This is a genomic window from Prochlorococcus marinus subsp. pastoris str. CCMP1986, from assembly GCF_000011465.1.
Taxonomy (GTDB): domain Bacteria; phylum Cyanobacteriota; class Cyanobacteriia; order PCC-6307; family Cyanobiaceae; genus Prochlorococcus_A; species Prochlorococcus_A pastoris.
On the sequence record NC_005072.1, the window covers coordinates 1,343,993 to 1,360,838 of the forward strand.

General features: G+C 31.7%; 31 protein-coding genes and 1 pseudogene. 10 read left to right on the forward strand and 22 right to left on the reverse strand.

Features of this window, described 5'->3' with window-relative positions; genetic code table 11:
* Positions 1-35: 35 nt before the first annotated feature.
* The 8 genes and pseudogenes from TX50_RS07500 to TX50_RS09830 all read right to left on the reverse strand — a co-directional run bounded on the left by TX50_RS07500 (position 36) and on the right by TX50_RS09830 (position 2,855).
* On the reverse strand, positions 36-428 hold the full coding sequence (locus TX50_RS07500; RefSeq protein WP_011133028.1) for a hypothetical protein: 393 nt from the start codon (positions 426-428) through the stop codon (positions 36-38).
* 240 nt (positions 429-668) lie between these two features.
* Positions 669-848 (reverse strand): hypothetical protein, encoded by a 180-nt coding sequence (locus TX50_RS07505; protein WP_036930462.1) that lies wholly within the window; start codon positions 846-848, stop codon positions 669-671.
* Positions 849-946: 98 nt separating this feature from the next.
* Positions 947-1,057 (reverse strand): annotated as a pseudogene (locus tag TX50_RS07510) (chlorophyll a/b-binding protein); the annotation flags it as partial.
* Positions 1,058-1,105: 48 nt separating this feature from the next.
* Complete coding sequence (locus TX50_RS07515) at positions 1,106-1,366, reverse strand: high light inducible protein (RefSeq protein ID WP_011132450.1); 261 nt, start codon at positions 1,364-1,366, stop codon at positions 1,106-1,108.
* Entirely contained in the window at positions 1,366-1,575 is a 210-nt protein-coding gene (locus tag TX50_RS07520) for a high light inducible protein (RefSeq protein ID WP_011132451.1), read from the reverse strand. The genes TX50_RS07515 and TX50_RS07520 overlap by 1 nt, the downstream gene beginning before the upstream one ends.
* Positions 1,575-1,682 (reverse strand): high light inducible protein, encoded by a 108-nt coding sequence (locus tag TX50_RS07525; RefSeq protein ID WP_011132452.1) that lies wholly within the window; start codon positions 1,680-1,682, stop codon positions 1,575-1,577. Before TX50_RS07525 ends, TX50_RS07520 begins: the two co-directional genes overlap by 1 nt.
* A gap of 433 nt (positions 1,683-2,115) precedes the next feature.
* Entirely contained in the window at positions 2,116-2,634 is a 519-nt protein-coding gene (locus tag TX50_RS07530; protein ID WP_011133029.1) for a hypothetical protein, read from the reverse strand.
* A 74-nt stretch (positions 2,635-2,708) separates the two neighbouring features.
* Positions 2,709-2,855 (reverse strand): hypothetical protein, encoded by a 147-nt coding sequence (locus tag TX50_RS09830; protein ID WP_173028055.1) that lies wholly within the window; start codon positions 2,853-2,855, stop codon positions 2,709-2,711.
* A gap of 283 nt (positions 2,856-3,138) precedes the next feature.
* Here TX50_RS09830 and TX50_RS07535 point away from each other — a divergent pair, with 283 nt between their 5' ends.
* The 3 genes from TX50_RS07535 to TX50_RS07540 all read left to right on the forward strand — a co-directional run bounded on the left by TX50_RS07535 (position 3,139) and on the right by TX50_RS07540 (position 4,196).
* On the forward strand, positions 3,139-3,420 hold the full coding sequence (locus TX50_RS07535; RefSeq protein WP_011133030.1) for a DUF3764 family protein: 282 nt from the start codon (positions 3,139-3,141) through the stop codon (positions 3,418-3,420).
* A 61-nt stretch (positions 3,421-3,481) separates the two neighbouring features.
* Positions 3,482-3,631 carry a hypothetical protein gene (locus TX50_RS09495; protein WP_157859396.1) on the forward strand — a complete coding sequence of 50 codons (150 nt, stop codon included), beginning with the start codon at positions 3,482-3,484 and terminating at the stop codon, positions 3,629-3,631.
* A 205-nt stretch (positions 3,632-3,836) separates the two neighbouring features.
* Entirely contained in the window at positions 3,837-4,196 is a 360-nt protein-coding gene (locus TX50_RS07540; protein ID WP_011133031.1) for a hypothetical protein, read from the forward strand.
* A gap of 492 nt (positions 4,197-4,688) precedes the next feature.
* Here the strand turns inward: TX50_RS07540 and TX50_RS09835 are convergent, their stop codons facing one another.
* Positions 4,689-4,838 carry a hypothetical protein gene (locus tag TX50_RS09835; protein WP_173028057.1) on the reverse strand — a complete coding sequence of 50 codons (150 nt, stop codon included), beginning with the start codon at positions 4,836-4,838 and terminating at the stop codon, positions 4,689-4,691.
* A 286-nt stretch (positions 4,839-5,124) separates the two neighbouring features.
* On the opposite strand from TX50_RS09835, the gene TX50_RS07545 reads away from it, so the two are divergent.
* Positions 5,125-5,325: a hypothetical protein gene (locus TX50_RS07545; RefSeq protein ID WP_036930656.1), complete on the forward strand. Its 201-nt coding sequence runs from the start codon at positions 5,125-5,127 to the stop codon at positions 5,323-5,325.
* 37 nt (positions 5,326-5,362) lie between these two features.
* Here the strand turns inward: TX50_RS07545 and TX50_RS07550 are convergent, their stop codons facing one another.
* The 12 genes from TX50_RS07550 to TX50_RS07600 form a co-directional block, all read right to left on the reverse strand.
* On the reverse strand, positions 5,363-5,764 hold the full coding sequence (locus tag TX50_RS07550; protein ID WP_011133032.1) for an HNH endonuclease: 402 nt from the start codon (positions 5,762-5,764) through the stop codon (positions 5,363-5,365).
* 456 nt (positions 5,765-6,220) lie between these two features.
* A complete protein-coding gene (locus tag TX50_RS07555) occupies positions 6,221-6,376 on the reverse strand; it encodes a high light inducible protein (RefSeq protein WP_011133033.1) in 156 nt (51 codons plus the stop codon).
* Positions 6,377-6,764: 388 nt separating this feature from the next.
* A complete protein-coding gene (locus TX50_RS07560; RefSeq protein ID WP_011133034.1) occupies positions 6,765-6,995 on the reverse strand; it encodes a hypothetical protein in 231 nt (76 codons plus the stop codon).
* Between the two features lie 156 nt (positions 6,996-7,151).
* A complete protein-coding gene (lptC, locus tag TX50_RS07565) occupies positions 7,152-7,523 on the reverse strand; it encodes an LPS export ABC transporter periplasmic protein LptC (RefSeq protein ID WP_011133035.1) in 372 nt (123 codons plus the stop codon).
* The gene (locus TX50_RS07570) at positions 7,524-7,811 is read right to left on the reverse strand and encodes a hypothetical protein (RefSeq protein ID WP_011133036.1); all 288 of its coding nucleotides are present in this window, start codon (positions 7,809-7,811) and stop codon (positions 7,524-7,526) included.
* A complete protein-coding gene (locus tag TX50_RS07575) occupies positions 7,812-8,039 on the reverse strand; it encodes a hypothetical protein (RefSeq protein ID WP_011133037.1) in 228 nt (75 codons plus the stop codon).
* A gap of 59 nt (positions 8,040-8,098) precedes the next feature.
* On the reverse strand, positions 8,099-8,419 hold the full coding sequence (locus TX50_RS07580) for a DUF3303 domain-containing protein (RefSeq protein WP_011133038.1): 321 nt from the start codon (positions 8,417-8,419) through the stop codon (positions 8,099-8,101).
* A gap of 123 nt (positions 8,420-8,542) precedes the next feature.
* A complete protein-coding gene (locus TX50_RS07585) occupies positions 8,543-9,055 on the reverse strand; it encodes a hypothetical protein (RefSeq protein WP_011133039.1) in 513 nt (170 codons plus the stop codon).
* The gene (locus TX50_RS07590; protein WP_036930659.1) at positions 9,056-9,286 is read right to left on the reverse strand and encodes a hypothetical protein; all 231 of its coding nucleotides are present in this window, start codon (positions 9,284-9,286) and stop codon (positions 9,056-9,058) included.
* Positions 9,277-9,399, reverse strand: coding sequence for a hypothetical protein (locus TX50_RS09975; protein WP_268741256.1), 123 nt, complete (start codon positions 9,397-9,399; stop codon positions 9,277-9,279). The genes TX50_RS07590 and TX50_RS09975 overlap by 10 nt, the downstream gene beginning before the upstream one ends.
* 38 nt (positions 9,400-9,437) lie before the next feature.
* Positions 9,438-9,614, reverse strand: a complete 177-nt coding sequence (locus tag TX50_RS07595) for a hypothetical protein (RefSeq protein ID WP_162009313.1) — start codon at positions 9,612-9,614, stop codon at positions 9,438-9,440.
* Between the two features lie 158 nt (positions 9,615-9,772).
* Positions 9,773-9,940 carry a hypothetical protein gene (locus tag TX50_RS07600; protein WP_036930663.1) on the reverse strand — a complete coding sequence of 56 codons (168 nt, stop codon included), beginning with the start codon at positions 9,938-9,940 and terminating at the stop codon, positions 9,773-9,775.
* A gap of 749 nt (positions 9,941-10,689) precedes the next feature.
* Here TX50_RS07600 and TX50_RS07610 point away from each other — a divergent pair.
* The 5 genes from TX50_RS07610 (at position 10,690) to TX50_RS07630 (ending at position 15,827) form a co-directional block, all read left to right on the forward strand.
* Positions 10,690-11,118 (forward strand): cupin domain-containing protein, encoded by a 429-nt coding sequence (locus tag TX50_RS07610; RefSeq protein WP_011133041.1) that lies wholly within the window; start codon positions 10,690-10,692, stop codon positions 11,116-11,118.
* A 71-nt stretch (positions 11,119-11,189) separates the two neighbouring features.
* A complete protein-coding gene (locus TX50_RS07615; RefSeq protein ID WP_011133042.1) occupies positions 11,190-11,498 on the forward strand; it encodes a hypothetical protein in 309 nt (102 codons plus the stop codon).
* Positions 11,499-11,599: 101 nt separating this feature from the next.
* Entirely contained in the window at positions 11,600-11,938 is a 339-nt protein-coding gene (locus TX50_RS07620) for a DUF3303 domain-containing protein (RefSeq protein ID WP_011133043.1), read from the forward strand.
* Between the two features lie 76 nt (positions 11,939-12,014).
* Complete coding sequence (locus tag TX50_RS07625; RefSeq protein ID WP_152556148.1) at positions 12,015-12,983, forward strand: UBX domain protein; 969 nt, start codon at positions 12,015-12,017, stop codon at positions 12,981-12,983.
* Between the two features lie 759 nt (positions 12,984-13,742).
* Complete coding sequence (locus tag TX50_RS07630; RefSeq protein WP_011133045.1) at positions 13,743-15,827, forward strand: hypothetical protein; 2,085 nt, start codon at positions 13,743-13,745, stop codon at positions 15,825-15,827.
* Positions 15,828-16,017: 190 nt separating this feature from the next.
* Here TX50_RS07630 and TX50_RS09840 read toward each other — a convergent pair whose 3' ends face one another.
* Positions 16,018-16,176, reverse strand: a complete 159-nt coding sequence (locus TX50_RS09840; RefSeq protein ID WP_173028060.1) for a hypothetical protein — start codon at positions 16,174-16,176, stop codon at positions 16,018-16,020.
* 238 nt (positions 16,177-16,414) lie between these two features.
* On the opposite strand from TX50_RS09840, the gene TX50_RS07635 reads away from it, so the two are divergent.
* Positions 16,415-16,822, forward strand: coding sequence for a thermonuclease family protein (locus TX50_RS07635; RefSeq protein WP_011133046.1), 408 nt, complete (start codon positions 16,415-16,417; stop codon positions 16,820-16,822).
* Positions 16,823-16,846: the final 24 nt, after the last annotated feature.

Here is a 16,846-nt window from a genome sequence, read left to right on the forward strand (position 1 = left end):
TCATTTTTTAGTGCAAGGAGTAACTTATTCTCTAACTATTTTGTCTTAGAAAGTAATAAAAGCCAACCACAGATTAAGGCAAAAGCCATTATCGAAGAAAAAATATTATTCCATTGAGCAGTATCTGTTAAATATCTTTCTATCCAAAAAGGGATAAATAACACAACAAAATACCAATAAATTAGAGAAAGAATTCCAAACAACAAAGCTAAAAGAATATAAAAAGGTAATATACAAAAAAATCTTTTTCTTTCAATTTTTGAATATTGTCCTATTCCTATTTTTCCCCAATAACCTCCATTTAATTGAAGAAAAAACTTTAAGAATACTCCGTAAGTTGTTATAAAAAACTTAGCGAATCCCAGCAATGGTTTAAAAATTACCTTTATTAAATGCGAGAATAATTTCACAAGTATTTTTATTTGCATAAATTAATGATACTACCAAAAATTTTTCTTATGTGAAAATAAAAATTGAATCAAGACAATGGTTCTGGCAAAGTGTCTAAAAATTAAATTATTAAAAAAAACAACTCCCAAGAAGAGAGTTGAATTTCTAACGTCGGAAGTTAATTTATTTCTTTTTCTCTTTTTTAGAGACTTAACAATATAAAAGCTTGCTTAATATCCCTATAAGCAAGCTCTCATGACGATTTAATTTTTAAATATTTATGCTGGCAATCTACAATCAAGTTCTATTGTTCCCTCATCCATAAGGCGACCAATTTTTAAAACTAGTGCCATATCTAATCTTGAGAAATCTGATTGGTGATTTGTAATCCAATCTAATTCAGATAAAGTTATTACTCCAGTAGTATTAACTTTGAGGAAGAGTAATCCTAAATTCATTATGCTATTAATTAGTTGCTTTTTTTCCCTTAGCAATCATCAGTACTGGTACTAAAAGATATGCAAAGAATGAGATTAAGAAAATATCTAAATTCATTTTAAAAAATCCCAGGTATGATCCAGCCAAAAAGACCGTAATTAACTACTAATGCAAAAAAGCCCATCATTGCCATTCTTCCATTAGTTCTTTCTGCATTTTGCCAGTAATTAGGTTTTGAGTTTTCCATTTTTTTGTTTTAGTTATTTGAAGTTTGTATTTAAACGAAACCTGGAATGATTTGACCTGTAGTTAGATATGCACCAACTGCAGCTATAAGTCCGATCATTGCAAATCTACCGTTGAGAGTTTCTGCAACAACTTTTTCCTTCTCGATTGTTTTAGTTTTTGTGTTTGAGTTTGTCATTTGATTTTTGTTTGAGTAGATTAAATTTTCTTCTTGAAATTGTTTAGTTAGGGAAGCAACGAGTAAAGCAGTTAGAGATACAATTAAAATCAAAAAAACTGCTAGTGGACTCATTAAAAAATACCTGGAATGATTTGACCTGTTGTTACGTATGCACCTAATAATGCTACGAAGCCAATCATTGCCCAACGACCGTTAACTTTTTCTGCGTTTTGAGGATAGCCGTCATAAGAAACTGACTCATCTATGTAAGGACGAGTTTCTGATGGAAACATGTTTTGTCTTCCGCCAGACTCAGTTGTTGTGTATGAAGAATTTGACATTAGAAAAAACCAGGAATTATTTGACCAGTTGTTACGTATGCGCCAACAGCTGCTACGAAACCAAGCATTGCTGCTAAGCCGTTAAATCTTTCTGCGTCAGGTGTCATAATTAAAATTTGATTATGTAAACAAATATAACACAACTATTAATGAATGTAAAGATATTGGCCTCTATTAGTGCTTAAATAGTATTTTCTATACATTTTTGATACATTAATGTATAAAAGTCATTAAACTTATCTATTTATTGTTAACAAGTAAGATTTTGAAAGGTAAAAAAATAATGTCAATTTCATACTACAGAGAGCAAAGAATAATGCTTTTAGGAGGACAAAATATTGTTCTGGCCAGTGAAAATCAAGAGGAAATTGAACCTATCTGGGCGAAAAAATAAATGATAAATATTCAAAAAAATGAAACGCTTACTACTTACACCGCTAATAGTTACGAATTGACAGCCGAATCCCATTACGGTGAATCGTTGATTCCAGTAAAATTTACTACTTAGGAAACTAAGAGATAATTGATTAGTCTTTTTTATCAGGTTAGTGATTTGATTTCTCGTTCTATCGGATTAAACCCAACTTTCTTAATTTGATCATTTTCCCAAACCCAATAAACAGGTGGAGTTTTTCTTGCCTTTATTAAACTTATTTGGTCTAATTTTTGTGGGATAAATTCTTTAGCTGGATCAAAAAATTTATCTCTTGTGGGTTGATTTAAGACAATACTACCTTCTTTTCCTGAAATTGATCTGTGATAAGTTCCAATAGGAATTTCTAATGCCCCCATAGATCTATTTAAATAAATTACATGATGGGGTTCATCCCATGCAGGATTTATTAGAACAAATGTTCTTTCCCCAGCAATAACTAAGTTGTGATCACTTTGATGATTGTGAACGTAATATTGTTCATCTTTAAAATCATCTGGAGGAGATATAGCCTCTTCAGAGTGAATTACCACATCGCAACCATTAGATGCCTCCAAGCCTGCATCAAAGAATGTCACTTTTGGAGTCTCTCTAAAAATTGTTGTTGGGAAGAATCTTAATTTCATTGTTCAACTTCTCATTAATAAATTTATAAATATTTTTAGGATTTATAAGCTATAAAATAACGATTAATTTATAGTCAGTTGCAACAAACTAAACAATCTTCTTTTGTTGGATAATCCATACATTCTTTCTTTAAAGTTTCTTCTAAAACTTTTACTTTGTTGACATAGTCAAGATCTCTAAACTCTTTTTTTGGAACGGTGAATTGAGTTTGTAGTTTCATTTAGACCTCCTAGATCCATATCTATATTGTCCTACTATTGCCCTGTAATTTATAGGGCGGTTTGAGGAACAATTAGGTACGGAAAGAGGACCGAATTATGAGACTGTTATTTAATTGTCATTCCTAGGATTAAAACATGGTTGTCATGAGGCAGTTGCAGGGATACAACTGAAGCCAACCATAAATTATTTGAGATAAAATCGAGAGAGAGATATCACTCATCAATCAGTAAATATATGATTGACAGTCGATCTAAAATAAGGGGCAATTAGTTTTTTTGTTTATGTCAATTGAAACAACTGTTTTAGATTTCAAATTAAGCAACACTTTTGAGGAATATCAGGCTCACATGAATGCTCCTGAACAACAAGCCATGTTTAAAGAGATGGGAGTAAAAACCTTTTATATTGGTAAATCATTAGAAGACCCTAAAAGAGCAACCGTTATGTTTCAAGGACCAGTAAATACTTGTTACGACATCTTTGTTAACCCAGAAACAAAACCAATAGTTGAAGCCTCAGGTCATATTTATGAAGGGACAATAATTAATCGCTGGATTTCTTAATAATTTTGAAACGCTTACTACGTGCACCACTTTATTATTGACAGATAGCTATAAAGTATTAATGGAACTTGAGAAAGGAGAAATAATTGAAATTCCAGTAGAAAATCCTACTTATTTAACAAATGCAAAGCAACCAGAAATTGGGATTATTGTTTTAAGTTTTACTGTAGTTTTATTAGTATTGGCTATCTATAATAGAAAGCGGCATTAATACCGATATACAGAAAAAAATAATCATAGTAATTTTATCTTGATCTAACGGATCTAAGCTAAAAATCCAGAGATTGTTTCCTTTTAAAGGCGGGAGTGCAATCTCTTTTTTTTGTTAGCTTATTAAAAGTTAAAAGGTGAGATTACTCATAGAGATTCATAAAATTTATGCTTAAATATTCGAGATTCTTATTCAACTTATAAATATGGTTTACTCACAAGCAAAAGTTATTGCAGGTGGATTAGCTCATATCCCAATAGTCATATCAGTTTTTTATTTTATAATGATATCTTTTAATATTAGAGCATTGGAATATGCTGAAGCGAATAAATCAATAAAACCAAAGTCAAATGTACTGGGATCAAAAACTGAAGCGAAGCCATTGATGGCTGTGAAAGCAGAAACGGAAGATGTAAAAGAAACCGAAGTTAAAGAAGAGAAAGCACAAGCTATAAAGGGAATCTCAAATAAGCTAGAAGAGATTGAAAAAAAAGCAGAAGATGTAAAAGAAAAAGTGAAGAAGAAACAGAAAGACAAGAAAAAAAAGAAGAAAAAAAAGATATGAATAGGGATTAACTATGTGAAAGGATTGTCATCCAATTTGCATTCCATTCATATGGTAGTTTTTGCTCAAGCATTTATGCTTTGGGGTTCTCAGCACTATATTTTTATATTCGATAGGAGTATAAATAATTCAAGAGTCAAAAGCACTTCATCGACTTTGTGGACACTGAGGTGCATGACTTGAAGAGGGCGACAAGCCCTCTTATTTATTTACTTATGACGATGTATCAGAAATATCAAATCACATAAATAAATACAATAATAACTTTGTATCAACATGAACTAAATAAATACGATCTAATATTGCTATAAATATAAGCGTGGTTGATATTGGCATCGTTCCGCCGATATTACCGCCCGGATTGGTGGAAGCTTAATATATTCTATTATTTAACTGGTAGTACATTAGATTAAAACGAGGATTATTAGCAGTAACATAAGCACGTTTAATGCAACTCCTATCCGAAATAAAGTCCTATTATCTTCACCCTCATCACTCATTTAAGCTATCCATAAAGTGTTGTCTTCTGATCTTTTCAATCTCTTTAATCTTTTCCTGTAGCCATAAAATATTTTCTGATCTTTTTTTAAAATAAGAAATCTTAGGTTGATTGATTTCTAATGTTTCATAATCTCCACTCATAAATTCCCCCAAATTTATATTTCATTAAAACTCTAATTAGTGTATTTATTATTTTTACTAAGGAGAAAATAAGAAAGAATTAATTTATGGTTAAAAAGAATCAACTGATCGCGAGAGAGGGAAATAAAAATATTTTCGAGAGGATTATAAACTTAAATTTTATTTTTCTTATTCGTATCTTATTTAATTCTTAAAGAAGAGTTCAGTAAATCTTTTAAACTGAAATTAGATTCTATATTCGCCTCACACGAAAGATAGAAGCTTTCTCTTTTTGAAATAATTTGGTATGACATATTTTGCAGAACCAAATTACATAGCATATGACCGGTGGTTTGATTCAAATATCAATCCAGTTGATTTAATTGACAATTCAGATGAAAAAGAATTTAGTAATTTTGTTAATGAAAAATTCAATGATATTTCAAGTTTAAATATATTTATAGGTGCCTCACAACATAAACAAATAAATATTTTTCCTTTTTTCTAATTTGCTTGCAGATTTAAAGCTTTCTTATATTTGATAGTTAAGCAGCTTTTTGATTTGATTCCTCTTGTTCAAAATTTGCTTTATTTTCCTTAATCGCTGGATTAGCCCATTTTAATAATCTTATAGCTAATCTTAAATCCCCCTCTAACCAGGCTCTAATTGCTATTGCTCTTCTTGGATCATAAAATTTTTGTTTTCTATACCAATAAAAAACATTTTCATCTGATTTGTTTCCATTACAAGTAAGACAAGCTGGAACACAATTTTCTGTTATGCTTAAGCCTCCCTTACTTTGTGGTAATAAATGATCAATAGATTCTGATGGTTTGCCGCAATATATACACCTTTTTCCTGTAAATGTATGGATAGATTTTCGCCAATATCTTAATTTGATTTTAGGACATAAATCCTCTAAAAACACTGCATCATCAATATGCATTAAGATTATTTAATTACTTCTATTTGTGCCTTATTAAATTTAAAAATAATTTAAGAAAAGTTTATCATTAACAATAAAATTTAAAGCGCTTACTAGTTGAACCGTTTTCTTATTGGCAGATGGTAAATAATTATTAGACCGAAAACATAAAATATGGGCGAAAAAAGATGCCGCAACTTAATCACTTGTTCTAGGAAATTAAATTTAAAAAAATATGTTCATCAGTCTATGGAGATGCAAGAAAGGAATATGAGCAGTTATTGGAAAAGGATTTAAAAATCTGCATTAAAAAGTGCTTGCCAGTATCACTATTGGCAAACACTCATGACGATGTTTTTTGAAAATCTAAACGAACATTTCTGTTGATGTAGTGATACTTAAAATTACAGAAATAAAGAAAATGTAAGGAACTACCTTAAAAGGAACATATCCTCGGCGTTTAGAAATAAAGTCCATTTAGACGAATCCAGGAATAATTTGACCTGTTGTTAAATAAGCACCAATAGCAGCTATGAAGCCAATCATGGCAAATCTGCCGTTGAGCTTTTCTGCAACAACTTTTTCCTTCTCAACTGTTTTTGTTTCGAGAACTTTAACTTTTTTTGAGTTCATAAGAAAAATAGATTGCTACGTAAACAAATATAACATTAATATTACTTTCTGTAAAGAAATAATGCTATTTATCTTGGATTTTAGATATCTTAACACAATCCTGGCACAGTTATGAGTCAAAATATAAATATCCTTTATGTAGTTACCCTTTTAAAAAATTTCCCTTTCAGAAGCGGACTAATCCTTCGTGGAGTTTATGGACCTTAGTCCGCAATATATAAATAGCCTTTTATTTAATATCATAAGGTAAGGAAAGTTTAAAAATTTTTTAAGATAACGAAACCTCCCTATTTTTGGGCAAGAAAATACCCTTGCGAGGTTAGATAATGGGGATGAACTGGATTTTTAAAAGGACTCGTTTATATCTTCTTTAATTTTTTTAAAGATCTTAGTCGCAATACTTTCCAGAGCTAATAAATTCTGAATTTTGTGAAGTAATTCTTTCTAAGTTTTTGTTTAAATTTTTAGTTTGATTAGAAGCTAAATAAAATCCAATGGTTAAAAAAACAAGTGCTATTGAAGTAACTATTGTGCTTAACTGAAGAACCCCATCTGCCAAAATAGTTGGAGTTTTTGGAGATAAAATAGCTTTTCCCCCCTTCACTTTTGATTTTGCCATAATCTTAATCTTTACTTTTACTTAACTAATTGTTAACAATAGGTCGAAAATATTAATTTGTCAGCTAGTCACATTACCTATTTGGATGACTTAAGTATGATAAATACTCCTGGAACAATTACGAACAATTGGAGATAAGAGAAATAATCGTTTCAATTAAAATTTAAGTTTTGTTTTTACTCTATTTTTATTTTCAGAATTAAATTTAAAAAGTCCCGAGTCAGTAAATATAGTCAATTCATCGCCATATGATTCCTGGATAGATAAACCTTCATCAGAATCTAAATTTTTAACAAATACATTTCCGACTAGTTTTAAAGTTCTCGCATCTTTGTCGTAAGTAAGCTTATTTGAGGAGGCTTCAAAATTATTCTTATTACTTTTGATAACTACATTTCCAATAGCTTCAAAACTCCCTTTTACGTTTTGTATCTGAGAATCAGAGGTAACTGTATAATTCAGCTTCTCTTTTGCAAATGAAATTTCAGTTAAAAGTAATAGTAGCGGGGCAAATAGTAAGCGTTTCATTTATGGATCAAGCTTCGTTGTTAGTTGGCAAAAAGTAGCATTATTATTTTTGAGACATTTATTGTATTTTGTCTGTAAAACTTTTTGTGCTTCTTTCTTTATGCAAAGATCCAAGTAATTTTTTGCAAATTGAGTCATCCCAATTTCGTTATATTCTGCATATTTCAAACCTGGTCTTTTGCATTGAGAGACTATTTGTTTGTAAGTAGGTTCTTTATGAAAAAGATTTGCTTTAACAGCAGTAGGTAAAGCGACAACAGCTAAAAGTGGGAGTAGTAAGCGTTTCATTCAATCTTCTGCATCTTCAAATTCTCTTAGCAAACGAAAAGTTTTGGAAATAAAAGGAAAGATCCAAACAAACAAACCTACTACTGTTATCAAAGCGACAAGAAAACCCAAAATTGCTAAGAATCCACCAGTTGCATCTCCTTCGTAAAAGCGATCAAGTCCAATTGGAGCACCAACTCCTAAAAGGAAGAGTCTTGTTAAAGTTTGTTTTTCTTTTTTTCTCAACATAAATAATGTAAAAAGAGGGTTTTACCCCTCTAATATAGATTAACTGTCAATCAATTAAATTATCCCATCGCTGCGACTTCATCAGCAAGTTGCTTATTTCTTAGAATAACTTCTTCATCATTAAAAACAGGAAGTACATTCCATTCCACTCCAAATTTTGCTCTCCAGATACCAAAATGTTCAGCCATTTTGAGATGATTGTCAGCCTTGCAAGTCACAAAAACTTCTCCAGTTTGAGGAGCATGGACTCTACTTATCAATTCAAATCCATCAAATTTATCCTTAGGTGCTCCAGAAGCAATATATTTTTCAAAGAGTTTGTAACCTTCTGATTGAGAAAGAGTATCTGGGATAATTCCATGAACGTGATAGTAAGCCATAACTAAAATTGGATAGTGTAATTTCAATCTAAAAACGATAATTTAAAAAGAATTTAATTTATCTTTAAATTTAGATCGACTGTCAATCGTATTTAATTTAGCTGCAAGTAGTAAGCGTTTCATTTAAAAATCATAAGTGACTTTATCGCATTTTTTCTTTCGATATATTTTCTGCATTTCTTTTTGTTCTGATAAATAATCTTCTTTTGCTTGTTTATTAATTGGATCATATTTGGCTTTAAATTCTTCTTTGATAGCTTGAGCATTTTGTCTTCTTTCTTCTGCCATGAAATCAAAATCACCATCACTATAATTTCCACTTTTTAAGGTAGTTTCAAACAAATAACATTCATTAGATAAAGCAATATCAAATTCTTTTAGTAAGAAATATTCAGTACAAAAGCTTGCTAATTTATAAGGACTATTATAAAAGTCTCTCCAATTTATATCTATTCCATAAACTTCAGCAATTTTTTCATTAGTAAATTCTTTGCTTTGTTTTACAAATAATATTTTTTGCTGATAATCATCTTTTGATTGATTTATTGCAAATTGAAGGTCTTTGCATAGTCTTACTTTATCGTTTCCAAAACCAACTATAAGTGGGAAAACAATAAATAAAACTAAGCGTTTCATTTAATCTTTGACTTTTTGGTCTAATAATTCTTTTAATTCCTTTGGGAAGTTTAAAAAAGAATCTTTTAAATTTTCATTCTTTTCTCCTATATGTAGTATCCACTCTCTAAATTCTTCTGCTATTGCATAACTGTCTTCATATTTTTCTAGGGTATCCATAACAGAAATTCTGTTAGTAGCCCAACAAGTCGCAATATCAATCCTTTTTTTTTGTTTAGTATTTACTGCCAAAACTCATCTAATGCATCAAACACTCTGTTGAGATAATCGTTTGCTCCTATACATTCCCATTTTCCCTTTTCACCAATCGCACATTTGTAGTGCAGTTCTCTCTTGAGCTGCATTAGTTTATTTGTCATCGCAACCTTGTCTAGTCTTCCGTTCATAGTAAGTCTTCCGCTTCCGTCAATATTTGATTCTTTAAAAAAACAAGCGCGTCTAGTTTTTCTTCTTTTTCTTCATAATTTTCAAATTTCATTTCTGCAATTTCAACAATTGCTTTATTTATATTTTTAAGCCGTTTCTTAATAACTCTTTTTGGGGTTTTGGTTGATTCCATCGGAATTACTTTTTTCTTTATATTCGCTTTCTTTTCTTCAAAATGCGAGCCCCACACTTTAAATTCTGGTTAAATTTTCTACATAATGTCTTTAAGAATATAGTTTCTGCTCTTTTAATTTTAATTTAATCAATAGATTTAAGTGGTGAGCTTTTCATTTAAAAGGTAATATTTTCTTCTTCAAGTTTTTTCTTTAGTTCTAGTGGCATATGAGCAATATCTTTTTTAATTGCATCTAAAGCATCATTATACTTTTCAGGATCAGATAAAAGCGTTTTTATCAAGTTATATTGACTTTCTATTTCCTGAGAGGAAAATTTACTCATTTTTAAAAACTTATTACTTTTTTTATTTTAGATTGACTGTCAATTTAATCTGTCTTTAAATATCAACTCCTAAAATGAATTTAATTTTTAAATTAATTTGGTTTACTTTAAGAAAGAGTTTATTAAATCCCTTAAATTAAAAGGCTCTATATTTTTAATTGTGGTAATTATTGGATTTATTTACTCAAGTCCAAAATCAAGGGTAATTATTGCAAATTCTTTGACTTCTTCCGCTAAATTTTTAAACGAAACTGTAGAAACAACAAATAAGGATATTTGGTTTTCTGAACCTGATTTCATTTTTAGTATTAGGTTAAAATTACGAGAATTATTGAGAGGAACTCAAAGAGGTTGAGAAGGAGCTAATTACCCCTTATTTTAGATCGACTGTCAATCTATTAATAATTAATTAATTTTTTATTTTCATCTGTTTTATTTACTTTTAACCCAATAAACAATACCCATATAACTGCAAAAACTATTGGCAAGAAAACGATAGCAAGCCTCATCATTTTTTAATCCTATTATTTGCTAAAAATAATACCGTTTAAATAAATAATTAAAACTAGGTACTTTACCTATTTCTGGATGACTTCCTATTAGGGAGAGAAGCAAAAACCACCAATCACTTTCCTAAATAGGAACTTTGATGGATAGTAAATTTATACCCAAAAAGTTAAATTTAGTACTGACAAATATTTTAAAAATTAATAATATAAGCCTAAATAATTTTCTAGGAATTCAAATTGATGATTAAAAATTTATTCATAGCAATAGCCTTTGCTTTAATGCTCATTAACCCAAGTATTTCTATAGCTGCAGAATCTCCTGTAGATGTACAAGAAATCTTTGTAGGTTCTGAAACTATGGATGGTGATTCTCTTAAATATCCAAAAGGAAAAGCAGAAATAAGATTACAAAGAGTCGAGTTAGCTGAGGGAGGGGTAGTCCCACTCCACTCTCATCCAATTCCATTATTAGGTAATGTTGAGCAAGGTACGATTGTTGTCAAAAGACAAGGAATGGAAGATCTTACCTATACAGCAGGGGATACTTTTATAGTTGGTCCAAAGACACCAAAACATACAATGGGTAATGCAAAAACTGATAACGCAGTAGTTTGGTTCGCAGCAATAGGTGCAAAAGATGTTCCAATACTAATTCCCGCAGAAGGATAATTTCAACTTTAAATCAATTATTTTTGATTGATAGTCAAACTATAATGAGGAGCAATTAGCTCCTTTTTTTTATGACTGCTCAAAATTTTATGAATGTTGTTCGATTTAAATTAAAGTCAGATTGTGTAGATAAGTATTTTGAAGTAATAGATAAAACAAGTTTTGAGGGGATGACTCAAAGATATATCGCTAAAACTGGAGTTTATGATTACTGTTTTGTTGGGATCTGGAAAAGTGTAGAAGCTATTGCAGCTCAAAGACCAGCTATGATTGCTCACCTTGATGAGGTTAGAGGATTTATGGAAGAGTTGTCTCCTGAACTTGGAGTTACTGATCCTGTTTCAGGAAATATTGTTTCTAAAGTTGGTTATCATGATTAATAGTCGATTTTAAAAGTTCCATAGTCCAAGTATTCAATTCAAGATCCTTAACTCAATTTTAAATAACATATCCTAGAAATAATTTTAGATTTATTAATTAAATGAATACTTATTTTGTAACTGCAACTTTTAAAAATGTTGCTCTCATGGGTGCAGCTTATGACCTGTTTTTAAAGGTTATTGAAGACGGAACTTTGAATGATGAGTTTGAAGGATTTAAAGTTATGGGAAGATATCATGCCTCTTACTCAAATAATGTATATATTATTGTCCAAGCTTCAACAGGTATAAAAATGACAGAACACTTCGCTCCTTGGAAGGTCAAGTTTGATATAGATTTTGATATCAAGCCAGTTATGACTGACGATGAAAAAGTTGCTGAGCATAAGCTTGTTGGTTCATTAATGGCAGCAGAAAAGAAAATGGGATTTTCAGGGTAATTATTTTTTAGAGATTTAGATTATGAATATATAATCCTATCTTGAAAGAGACTTGGGAAATAGCATGCAGAAAAGAATGAAACGCTTACTACTTCCACTACTAGCTGCTCTCGCTATAAATTCTCAACCTGTTCTTACGAATGAAGATAGAGCTAACTTTTCAGAGGCTGAAATAATTAAAGTAAATAATAAAAATATAGAAGTAATTAAATTTAAAGTGCCTGATAAGAAGTTTCCAGATAGAAATGATGTTTTAGCTCAAATTCATTTTCCAAAATATTACAAGAATAAAAAATTATCCCTAATTATTCACCAACATGGAAGTAATAGAGATGGTTTAAGGTTCGAGAAATGGGGAGGTAGAACAGACGAATGGGGGAGAAGGTTAGTAGAAAAAGCTTTAGAAAGAGGTTATGCGGTAGCTTTGCTTGATTCTTTTTATAAAAGAAAGTTAAAACCTTCAGATAAAGGAAAGTTTCCAAACGGTATTTTGATTAGTGAAAAACTTAACTCGATACTATCTAAGGATGAAAGATTTGATAAATCAAAAATTTTTTACTCTGGTTTTAGTTATGGTGCAAGTCAAGTATTGAAGCTTCAAGACAAAAGGGCAAACAGCGATTTATTTAAAGCAGCAGTGGCAGCAGAACCTGGATGTAACAAAGTTTCTTTTCCATTCAAATCTAATATAAAAACTTTAATAATTAAAGGTGAGGACAGCCATTATAACCCCATCGCATGCGAATATTATTATAATCTTGTTAAAGAAACGGGAAATCAAATTGAATATGTATCTATACCGAAAGTAAATCATTTCTTCAGCTTAAACGGATCAATTGGAAAAGGAATAGCAGTTAATGGATGCTCAGAAAATATAGTAATACAATATCCAGATCGGACATTCAAACTTGCAGATGGAACATCAATCAATAAAGAAGAAGCTCAAAGAAGGTGTTTAACAAAGGAGTCGGGTGAAGGTACGACAAGAGAGAAATTGGATGAAGCAATAAATATATCGCTTAATTATTTTGATAAGTACAAATAAAAAGCTTGTTACTTGCCTATCTATTTTTGTTGTCACCTTTTTGACATGAATTTATTGATCCCATATCAATACAGAAAGGATCTAAATTAACCCCATACCACCCATCACTTTCCTAAATAAGAACTTTGATGGATAATAAATTTATAACCGAAAAAGTTTGGATAACACTTCCTCCAAGCTTCAAAAATCACCAAGGTCCCCTAATATAACTGAAGAAAAGTTTTGGTTAATGAACCTTGAGAGAGACAAGCTTGAGAGGTAGGACGGAAGCGTTTGCTTCGGTAAATCAAAATATAAATAAGCTCTAAATTAAATAATATTAATAGTACTTTAGAGCTAAAAATAGAATCTTTAATTAATAATATTACTATCAATCTAGGAACCTATAAATGCAAATAAGTTCTTAAGCTAATTGTTATATAGTAATCTAGGTTATATAGTAATCTATATAATATAAATAATTACTTTCTAAGAGTATAAATGTTTACACAGTAAGAGTATAAGTATTTAAATAGAAAGAGTATAAGTGTATACATAGAAATGGTTTATAGCTTTTTCATTTTATTTTTTTTAGTATATTAATAAAAAAAATCTATATGTCAATTTATTTTTTCAAAAATTTACTAACGTATCTTTATTTACTAATGCTAATCAAAATTTATAAATTACTTAAATTTAATTTAACCCTAATACAAAATCCTTAATCAGTGACAAGCAAATTGTCACTAGAACTAATTTATAGAATTTGCAAATTACAAAATGAAAAGAAAACTCTTTTCTGCGATATTAACAGGCACGATGCTAGTAGCTCCTGCCAGTACTCTTGCAGAAACAAAACGTATTGGTGAGACCAGAGCTCTAATTCCTGAAGCAGGTCTTGCTTTGAACCCAGTCTTAGATGGTGGTAACGGAAACGTTGACTTCCCATTTGGAAACTTTAAAGCACTCGCTACTGTTGGTGAAGTAGGAGACAACGGACTTGCACTGACTGGATATCCAGATGGACAGGCAGCATATCTGCTTGATAACGATACTATTCGAGTTGTTTATCAGTCCGAATCTTATGCGACCATGGGTAAAGCACCAGTCCCTGAGACTTATAACTGGGAAATGAAAAATGGTGTAACTTTCTCTGGTTCTCACATTCACACGATTGATTATGATCGTGCAAAATTTGCTAAATTCATGAAAAATGGTTCTTCTGCAGAAGGAATGGTCAAGGATTCTGGTAAATTATTCAACACAATCTACAACGTATTTGGTGATGAAGTAACGAAGGAGAATTTAGTCTGGGGTAACCAAGCACTTCCCAGTCAACGCGTTGTTCCTTTCCTAGATAAATACAAACTTTCTGAAGCCGACTTCTTCCTACAGTCCTTTTGTGGTGCATGGTATGAACAAGCAAATAAATATGGTAATGGTATAGGGCTTGAGGATGATGTATGGCTTACTGCTGAAGAGTGGGAAATCGGTCGTATGTTCACTGGCTCTAAGAAGACTGGTAGAACAGAATCTGATAAAACGATGGGTCTTGCATCAATAGCTGTTGATGTTAAGAACGAAGTTGCCTACACTGCACCTGCTTTAGGTCAGACTGGTTATGAAAAACTAATGCCAATCAACCCTCAACACAAAGACTATGTTGTTATCGTTGGTGCTGGTTATAATCACAATCAAGAACCTGCTCCTCTTAAGGTTTATGTCGGCATGAAGGATCGTCTTCCTGATGGTTCTGAGATTGATTACTCTACTGCTAATGAGCGCGATGCCTTCCTTGGACGAAATGGCATGCTCTACGGTCGCATCTACGGATTTGCAATGCCTACCAAATCTTATGCTTCACTAGGTCTTGAAGCGAACCCTGCCGCAAAGATGATGGATGAGTATCTTCAGAATGCTGATGCACCTAACTCCTTTGAGGGTCGTTTCTATCCTACTTCCTATCAGTGGGGTGGCTGGGATAATCCAGTCTCAGTAAACAATACTGAGATGATGTTGTGGGAGCAAGCAGGTGAACAACCTGAGGGTTACACCTTCTTCAACGGAGATTCAAAAGCAGAACATCCTGCAGTAGATCCTGATATCAACCGTACTCGTTATGTTCAGAACATGACTAACAAAGGTGGGATTCTTGGTTTCGATTTTGGTTTCATTGGAGCCACTCTAGACGCTGCTGATGGCGATCTACCTGAATTCCTTCCTGCTACTGGTATTCGTGTTGTTCCTGCCATTGATGGTGCTCTTACTCTCAAGACTGGTGGTGAAGGTGTTGTGAAGGATGGCTCTGCCGCAATTCACGTTGAGAAAAATAAGGCAGCAATGGTTTCTCCAGATGGCCTTTATTGGACTAAACACGCTGATGGTTCTTACCTTATCGTTGATGAGGATTCTGGAAACGACTTTGGAGAACGTAAGTATGTCCTACCCATCAAAGAGTCAGATATGACTCTTAGTGAACCGAACACTGGCTACCTATTAGGTCTTGCTGGTGGTAAGCACTCCTCACGTTATGAAGCAGGTGCATCTGCTCTTGGTGGTGCATTTTCCAAAGCAACTACTTCTGAGTTCTCTGGTTCTTGGAACGTAACTGCTCTGACAACTAAGAAGTCAAATGGTTTATTCGGAAGCAAATTCTACTCTATGGATGAACTTGCAGGAACTGGTGAACAAGAGATCATTCAGGGTATTGACACTGATGATCAACTCTTTATCGGTGTTGTTCAAGCCCGTGGTGAGTCAGGTGGTGCAGTTGCTGAAGAAGGTGGTGATGCTGGTGGACAAGTCTTCCAATTCACTTTTAACTTGCCTGAAAAATCAGAGGGAGAGAATATTGCTCAGTTCTGATTTTAAAACTAAATTAAGCAAATAAAAATTGCGACTTTATAAGACCTATAAACTCATTAATTTAGTGAGTTTATAGGTTTTTTATATTTCAAACCTAAGTTTTTATATCTTTGCAATCTCATAAATGGTTAATAAGCTGTTCGTATATGAGGATATGATTATTAGGAAAATAATCCAAGTAACAGTCGATTTACTGTAATGGATAATTTAAATAAGCATATTTGTACATTTTCCTATAATCATCATGCAATCTTTCAGTTGCTAACTTTCTATTTTCCATTCCATCTCTAATCAAATCCATTTCATGGAAGTTTTGATTTAGGATTGTGAAAGGAGTAATGAGTTTCATAAAACCTCCTGTATCTACACCTTTATTGTCCTCCTATTGTTATTAAATTAATAGAGCGGTTTGAGGAACAATTAGGTACGGGAAGAGGACTAAATTTTCGACTAGATTGTTAAATTGATTGGAGTAGTTTCTGACGCTTCTACTGCTTTCTTTCATTTTGCTATTTTTCTCTATTGCCATGTTCCTTAATGTTGTTAGTTTGTGACATAAGGTAATCCAGAAACAATTAGTTTGTTTGATGAATAAGCCTGGAATTAATTTCATGAGAAGCTTATTAGTAATGTTTCTAATAATAAGTTTTTCTTCAAAAGCATATTCAGCTCTACCAACCACAATCATCAAAAGTTGCTACGACGGGGATACCTGCACAACCATTGATGGAGAGAAAATAAGACTTGCTTGTATTGATACGCCAGAATTAAAAGGTAAAAAAGCTGATCCTGTTGCGGCTAGAGAAGCAAGAGATTTTTTGAATAATTTAGTTACCAATGAAGAGGTTTCTATTAGGAGAATTACTAAAGATAAATATGAGAGAACAGTAGCTGAATTATTTAAAAATGATACTAACGTTCAAGAACTAATTGTTGATGATAGTTATGGGAAAATCTATGAAAGGTATGCATATCAATGTAATTGGACTCAATAAAGATTCTGCACCCTAGAAATCTTA